Source organism: Aeromicrobium sp. (genome assembly GCF_025965075.1).
Taxonomy (GTDB): Bacteria; Actinomycetota; Actinomycetes; order Propionibacteriales; family Nocardioidaceae; genus Aeromicrobium.
In genome coordinates, this window is record NZ_JAOPXQ010000141.1 from 1 (window position 1) to 6,997 (window position 6,997).

Sequence of the window (6,997 nt, forward strand, 5' to 3'; positions counted from 1 at the left end):
CGATCGGCATCTCACTGATCGCCACCATCCTGTCCGTGGTCCTCGCCACGCTCGCCGCATACGCCATTGCGCGCCTCGAGTTCGTGGGCAAGAAGTTCGTGCTGACGACGGCGCTGGTCATCGCGATGTTCCCCGTCGTCTCGCTCGTGGGCCCGCTGTTCGACATGTGGCGCCGGTTCGGCATCTACGACACCTGGCCGGGGCTCATCATCCCTTACATGTCCTTCACGCTCCCGCTCGCCATCTGGACGCTGTCCGCCTTCTTCCGGGAGATCCCGTGGGAGATGGAGCAGGCGGCCCAGGTCGACGGCGCGACGTCGTGGCAGGCGTTCCGCAAGGTCATCGTGCCGCTCGCGGCGCCCGGCGTGTTCACCGCCGCGATCCTGACGTTCTTCTTCGCGTGGAACGACTTCGTGTTCGGCATCTCGCTGACCTCGACGGAGCGAGCTCGTCCCATCCCCGCGGCGCTGTCGTTCTTCGTCGGCGCTGATCCGTTCAACCGGCCGTCCTCGTTGCTCGCCGCCGGTGCGGTGGTCGCCACGATCCCGATCGTCGTCCTCGTCCTGTTTTTCCAGCGCAAGATCGTCGCCGGCCTGACCGCCGGTGCAGTGAAGGGTTGATCTCATGGCAGCCATCGAGATGAAGAACATCGTCAAGAAGTACGGGGACGGGTTCCCGGCGGTCAACGACGTCAGCATCGACGTCGCGGACGGGGAGTTCATGATCCTGGTCGGTCCGTCCGGCTGCGGGAAGTCCACGCTGCTGCGAATGATCGTGGGGCTCGAGGACATCACCTCGGGCGACATGCTCATCGGCGGCGACCGGGTCAACGACCTCGCGCCGCGCGACCGCAACCTGTCGATGGTGTTCCAGAACTACGCCCTCTACCCGCACCTCACGGTCTACGAGAACATCGCCTTCCCGCTGCGGCTGGCCAAGCGACCCGACAAGGAGATCGACGAGAAGGTTCGCGAGGCCAGCAAGACCCTCGACCTGGACGAGCACCTCCAGCGCAAGCCGGCCAACCTCTCGGGCGGCCAGCGCCAGCGCGTCGCGATGGGACGCGCCATTGTCCGCGAGGCCAAGGCGTTCCTGTTCGACGAGCCGCTGTCCAACCTCGACGCCAAGCTGCGCGGCCAGATGCGCACCGAGATCGCCCGGCTGCAGAGGCGCCTCGGCATCACGACGGTCTACGTCACGCACGACCAGACCGAGGCCATGACCCTGGGCGACCGGGTGGCGGTCATGAAGCGCGGCGTGCTGCAGCAGCTCGCCACCCCGCGCGAGCTGTACGAGCAGCCGGTCAACCTGTTCGTGGCCGGCTTCATCGGCTCGCCGCCGATGAACTTCCTGCCCGCGACGGTCGAGGGCGACCAGGTCACGCTGCCGTTCGGCACGTTCCCGATCCCGGCCGCGAAGGCCGAGCGGACCGCCGGCAAGGGACTGCTGATGGCCGGCATCCGGCCCGAGCACTTCGAGGACGTCTCGGTCATCGAGGCCGACAAGGTCGACTCGTCGCGGACCTTCGAGGCCCACGTCGACGTCCGCGAGTGGCTCGGCGACCAGCAGTACGCCTACGTCCCCTACGAGGCCGAGGTGAAGGTGCAGGACCAGCTCAAGGAGCTGGCCCGCGAGTCCGACAGCGACTCGCTGCGCACCCAGCTCGTCGTGTCGCTCGACGCGTCCAGCTCGGTCAAGGAGGACGACGACGCCACGTTGTTCATCGACACCGACAAGATGCACCTGTTCGACCCGTCGAGCGGCGACAACCTGACGGTCGGCCTCTGAGGCGAGCGACGGGGTCGCCGGGAGCTCAGCGCTTCCGGCGGCCCTTGCGCCCGACGGCCTCCATGACCTCGGCGTTCCACTCGTGCTCGCGGATCAGCCGGTAGCGCTCACCCGCGACGCGCAGGTAGGCCGCGGCGGGGCGCTCGTCGTCGCCGCGGACGCCGGCGTCCTCGATCATCTGCACGACGGGCTTGAACTCCTCGGCGTACCACCGCGCCGCCATCGTCGGCTTGTCGAAGTAGGCCTTCTCGGCGTGCATCGTGCGCGCAGCCCATGCCTCGACGGTCTCGGCGATGATCCCGTAGTCGACCGGGTCGTCGACCGCGACCGCCGCCCGGGCCTCCCCCGTGAACGGGACCCGCTGCAGCATGAGGCGCCGCCAGTACTTGCGCTCCAGGTCGGCGCGGGCACCGATCCCGACGGGGGCCAGGAATGTCTCGACCACCGTGACCTTGGCCTCGATGACCTGCAGCCGCAGGCTCCGCGCGACCGAGACGCGGTGGTGGCCATCGCGGACGAAGTAGTAGTCGCCGACCTGGTAGACCTCGATCGGCGGGATGACCTCACCGGTCCGGCTCGCCCGCGCCAGCCGCTCCCAGCGCTCGCGGCTGCGGGCCGACGTCGGGCGGAAGCGTCGGTCGAAGTCGCGGACCTTGTCGACCGACCCCACGATCGCGTCGAGCGGGATGACCCGGGTCCCGACGTAGTGCTCGGCACGACGGCCCAGCGCCTCGACGACTTCGTCGAACGACATCGTCTGGGCGACGTCGTCGCGGTCGTTGCGCAGCCGGGCCGCAAGGCTCGACAGGACCTGGTGGCGGCGCGCCCGCAGGAAGTCGCTCTCGGCGTCGACCCGTGGCGACCCGGAGTCCATCTCAGCTCCCCGACGCCATGACGACCGCGGTCGCCGGCTCGATCTCGATGACCTGCCACGGGATGATGTTGCGCAGCGTCGTGGGACCGACGTGGCGATCCGGCTTGCGCATCCCGTAGGGGTGGATGTGGCCGTGCAGGTGCCACGACGGCTGCAGCTCGGCCAGCACCTCGTGCAGCGCGGAGATGCCGATGTGGGCCGGGTCCGGCTCGTCGCCGAGCCCCAGCGGCGGTGCGTGGGTCAGCAGGACGTCGACGGGGCGCCGCTCACGGCGTACGGCCTTGAGCAGGTCACGGGCCCGGCGGTCGTGCTGGCGCTGGGTGTACTGGTGCTCACCGCCGTTGTAGCGGACGCACCCGCCGAGCCCCGCGACCCGGAGACCGCCGACGTCCGCCACACGGCCGTCCAGCGCGACGAACCCGCGCGGACCAAGCCCCCGCCCGGTGCGGGGGTCGTGGTTGCCGGGCACGAACGCCGCCGGCACGCCGAGCAGGTCACCGATCGTCTCGAGGTAGCCCCAGGGCAGGTCACCGGCGGCGAGGACGAGGTCGACGTGCAGGTTGCGTGCCCGCGACTCCATCGTCGGGACCTCTTCGTCCGCCACTGCCAGCACGCGCACCATGCCCTCGACAGTAGCGCGCCGTGCTAGGGGTCACACCGCTTGGCGGGCCCGTCAGTCGTCCTGAGCGGCCTCGCGCGCCCAGCGCGCCTTGTCGTCCTCGATCCTGCGGCCCAGGAAGAACGCGCCCAGCCACAGCGCCGCGAACATCGCGCCGACGAAGAACATGATCGGCACGAGGAAGCCCAGCGCGATCGCCCCGATCTGGATCGCGTGCCCCACGACGTACGCCCGGGGACGCCGCAGCGATCCCGCGACGAGGATGCACAACAGCGCCAGCCCCAGACCCGTCGTCAGCGCCAACGGCTTGCCGACGTCCTCGACCGAGATCATGACCGGCACTGCCAGCGCGAGGATGATCGCCTCGAGCGTCAGCATCGCCGCGCACATGCCCCTCATGCCGGGCCCCTCACGACGGCTTGCCCCCGAAGAGCAGCCGGGCCTCGCCGGCCGTCACGACCGATCCGGTCACGAGCACCCCCCCGCTGCCGATCGCGTCGTCGTAGCCCTCAGCCGCGTCGGCCTTGAGGATCGCCCGCTCGACCGCGTCGTCGAGCCGCGGCGCCAGGGTCACGCGCTCCTCGCCGAAGATGTCGGCGGCGATCTCGGCGAGCTCGACCGCCGGCATCGCGCGCGGGGTGCTGTTCTGCGTGCACACGATCTCGGCCATGACCGGCTCGAAGACCCGCAGCATCGCCTCGACGTCCTTGTCGGCCATGACCCCGACGACGCCCATCAGGGGGCTGAAGGAGAACTCGTCCTGCACGGCCCGCATCGTGGCCTCGGCGCCGTGCGGGTTGTGGGCCGCGTCGAGCAGCACCGTCGGGCTGCGGCGGACGACCTCGAGCCGGCCCGGCGAGGTGACCCGCGCGAACGCGTCCCGCACCAGGTCGACGTCGAGCTGCCGGCTGCCGGTGAACGCCTCGACGGCCGCGAGGGCGTACGCCGCGTTGTGCGCCTGGTGGGCGCCGTGCAGCGGCAGGAAGATGTCCTCGTAGGAGCCCGACAGCCCCTGCAGCTCGACCTGCTGGCCGCCCAGGGCGGTCACGCGGGCGTTGACGCCGAAGTCGACGCCCTCGCGCAGCGCGATCGACCCGACGTCCAGGACGCGGCGCATCAGGACGTCCATGACGGCGGGCTCCTGCTCGGCCAGGATCGTGTGCGAGCCGGGCTTGATGATCCCGGCCTTCTCGACCGCGATGATCTCGGGGCGATCGCCCAGGTAGCTCGCGTGGTCGATCCCGATCGGGGTGATGACCGCGACGGTGCCGTCGGCGACGTTGGTCGCGTCCCACGAGCCGCCCATGCCGACCTCGACCACGGCCGCGTCGACGGGGGCGTCGGCGAAGGCCGCGTAGGCCATCGCGACCATCATCTCGAAGTACGACAGCGGGTGCTGGGCCGAGTCGTCGACGATCTGGGCGTACGCCGCGACGTCCGCGAACGCGTCGACGAACAACGCCTCGCTCAGCGGCTCGCCGTCGAGGCTGATCCGCTCGGTCATCGACTGCAGGTGCGGGCTCGTGAACCGGCCGGTCCGCAGGTCGAGCGCCCGCAGGAGCGTGTCGATCATGCGGCTCGTCGACGTCTTGCCGTTGGTGCCGGTCAGGTGGATGACCGGATAGGCCTGCTGCGGGTCGCCGAGGAGTCGGCACAGCGCCGCGATGCGATCGAGGGACGGCTCGAGACGGGTCTCGGGCCACCGGCCGAGGAGCGCGCGCTCGACCTCCGCGTATGTGGGTGTCATCGGCTCCATTGTCGCAGCACATCCGGGACGGTCCCGGACGGCCACGGGTGTTCAAACTGTCGGGAGTTTCCGCCAGTATAAAAAGTACTGAGTTCCCGTGTCCCCAGACGCAGTCTTCAGGAGCTGCCATGAAGCGGAGCATCGCCGGGTGGATCACCCACCACTGGATCAAGTGGGTCGTGCTGGCCCTGTCCCTCGTCGTGCTGGCCGTGATGGGCTCGTTCGGCGCCAAGCTCACCAGCGTGCAGGACAACGACATCGCGTCCTGGCTGCCGGGTGACGCGGAGTCGACCAAGGTCATCGAGCGATCCCAGCAGTTCGCCGATCCTGACGACATCAATGCCGTCATCCTCTACGTGCGTGACGGCGGGATCACGCCGGCCGACACGGCCAAGGCCACCGCCGACATCGAGCAGATCCGCAAGGTGCCGACGGTCTCGGACAACGTCACGGGACCCGTCCCCTCCAAGGACGGCAAGGCGCTGCAGACCATCGCGACGATCCGGATGAGCGACGACGGCTGGGAGGACCTGCCGGACCGGGTCCACGCCATCTCGGCGATCGCGGATCGGGACGCCGGCGGGCTCGACGTCAGCATCGCCGGACCGGCCGCCCTCGGCGCCGACCAGGCCGACGCGTTCGCGGGCATCGACGGCGTCCTGCTCCTGGCGGCACTGGTGATCGTCTTCATCATCCTGCTGATCACCTACCGGAGCCTGCAGCTCGCCCTGCTCTTCCTGTTCTGCGGGCTCGGCGCGGTCTTCCTGGCCCAGGGAGCGGTCTACCTGCTGGCCAAGCACGCCGACGTGACGGTCAACGGCCAGAGCGCCGGCATCCTCAGCGTTCTGGTGCTCGGCGCGGGGGTGGACTATGCCCTGCTGCTCGTGGCCCGCTACCGCGAGGAGCTGCACAACTACCAGGACCGGCACGAGGCGATGGCGCACGCCCTGCACCGGGCGGCGCCGGCGGTGCTCGCCAGCGGCGCCACGGTCATCATCGGCCTGTTGTGCCTGACGGTCGCCCAGATGAACTCGACCAGCAGCCTCGGGCCGGTCGGCGCGACCGGCATCGCCTGCGCGCTGCTGGTCATGCTGGTCACGCTCCCGGCCCTGCTCGTGATCCTCGGGCGGTGGATCTTCTGGCCGTTCATCCCGCACTACGGCGACCCGCTGCGCACCAGCACGGGCGTGTGGGCCCGGGTCGGCCAACGCATCGCGAGGGGCCCGCGCAAGGTCTGGGTCGCGACGTCACTGGCGCTCCTCGCGGTGTCCTTCGGGGTGGTCCAGCTCGACGCCACGGGCCTGACGAACGAGCAGAGCTTCACCAAGGAGCAGCCCTCCACGATCGCGGAGGACAAGCTCGCCGAGCACTTCCCAGGCGGTGCGGGCTCCCCCGTCGCGGTGATCGCCAACGGCGACCGAGTCGACGAGGTCAAGCAGGTCTTCTCCGGGGTCCGGGGCATCGACCCCGACTCGGTCGTGGTCAAGAGCCCGGCCACGAGCCCCGTGGCCTATCTCGAGGGCACCCTGACCTCGGCCCCCGACTCACGGGCCGCGAACGACACGGTGGACCGGACGCGCGACGCGGTCCACGCGATCGAGGGGGCCGATGCGCTCGTCGGTGGCAACACCGCGGTCAACAAGGACGTGCAGGAGGCGTCTGCGGAGGACAACCGGCTCATCATCCCGATCATCCTGCTCGTCGTGCTGGTCATCCTGGGCCTGCTCCTGCGCGCCATCGCGGCGCCGGTGATCCTCCTGCTGACGGTCGTGCTGTCGTTCACGGCCGCGCTCGGGATCAGCGCGCTGGTGTTCCGCCACGTGTTCGACTTCGCGGGAGCCGACTCGTCCTTCCCGCTGTTCGCCTTCGTGTTCCTCGTCGCCCTCGGCATCGACTACAACATCTTCCTCATGACCCGGGTGCGCGAGGAGACGCTCCGGGTCGGCACCCGCCGGGGCGCGCTGATCGG

The 6,997-nt window shown here is 69.9% G+C and carries 7 protein-coding genes; 3 read left to right on the forward strand and 4 right to left on the reverse strand.

Features of this window, described 5'->3' with window-relative positions:
• Both JWQ91_RS08830 and ugpC read left to right on the forward strand, forming a co-directional pair.
• Positions 1 to 620, forward strand: a 620-nt coding sequence (locus JWQ91_RS08830) for a carbohydrate ABC transporter permease (RefSeq protein WP_297782582.1), incomplete at its 5' end; no start/stop codon positions are given.
• A gap of 4 nt (positions 621 to 624) precedes the next feature.
• Positions 625 to 1,788 carry a sn-glycerol-3-phosphate ABC transporter ATP-binding protein UgpC gene (gene ugpC, locus JWQ91_RS08835; protein ID WP_297782585.1) on the forward strand — a complete coding sequence of 388 codons (1,164 nt, stop codon included), beginning with the start codon at positions 625 to 627 and terminating at the stop codon, positions 1,786 to 1,788.
• A gap of 25 nt (positions 1,789 to 1,813) precedes the next feature.
• Here ugpC and JWQ91_RS08840 read toward each other — a convergent pair whose 3' ends face one another.
• From JWQ91_RS08840 to JWQ91_RS08855, 4 genes are read right to left on the reverse strand one after another with little or no spacing between them, the layout of a single operon-like run.
• Positions 1,814 to 2,662 (reverse strand): hypothetical protein, encoded by an 849-nt coding sequence (locus JWQ91_RS08840; protein ID WP_297782588.1) that lies wholly within the window; start codon positions 2,660 to 2,662, stop codon positions 1,814 to 1,816.
• Position 2,663: 1 nt separating this feature from the next.
• Positions 2,664 to 3,284, reverse strand: coding sequence for a metallophosphoesterase (locus JWQ91_RS08845; RefSeq protein WP_297782591.1), 621 nt, complete (start codon positions 3,282 to 3,284; stop codon positions 2,664 to 2,666).
• A 51-nt stretch (positions 3,285 to 3,335) separates the two neighbouring features.
• Entirely contained in the window at positions 3,336 to 3,680 is a 345-nt protein-coding gene (locus JWQ91_RS08850; protein WP_297782593.1) for a DUF4233 domain-containing protein, read from the reverse strand.
• A 10-nt stretch (positions 3,681 to 3,690) separates the two neighbouring features.
• Positions 3,691 to 5,028: a folylpolyglutamate synthase/dihydrofolate synthase family protein gene (locus tag JWQ91_RS08855; RefSeq protein WP_297782595.1), complete on the reverse strand. Its 1,338-nt coding sequence runs from the start codon at positions 5,026 to 5,028 to the stop codon at positions 3,691 to 3,693.
• Positions 5,029 to 5,156: 128 nt separating this feature from the next.
• On the opposite strand from JWQ91_RS08855, the gene JWQ91_RS08860 reads away from it, so the two are divergent.
• Positions 5,157 to 6,997, forward strand: a 1,841-nt coding sequence (locus JWQ91_RS08860; RefSeq protein ID WP_297782597.1) for an MMPL family transporter, incomplete at its 3' end; no start/stop codon positions are given.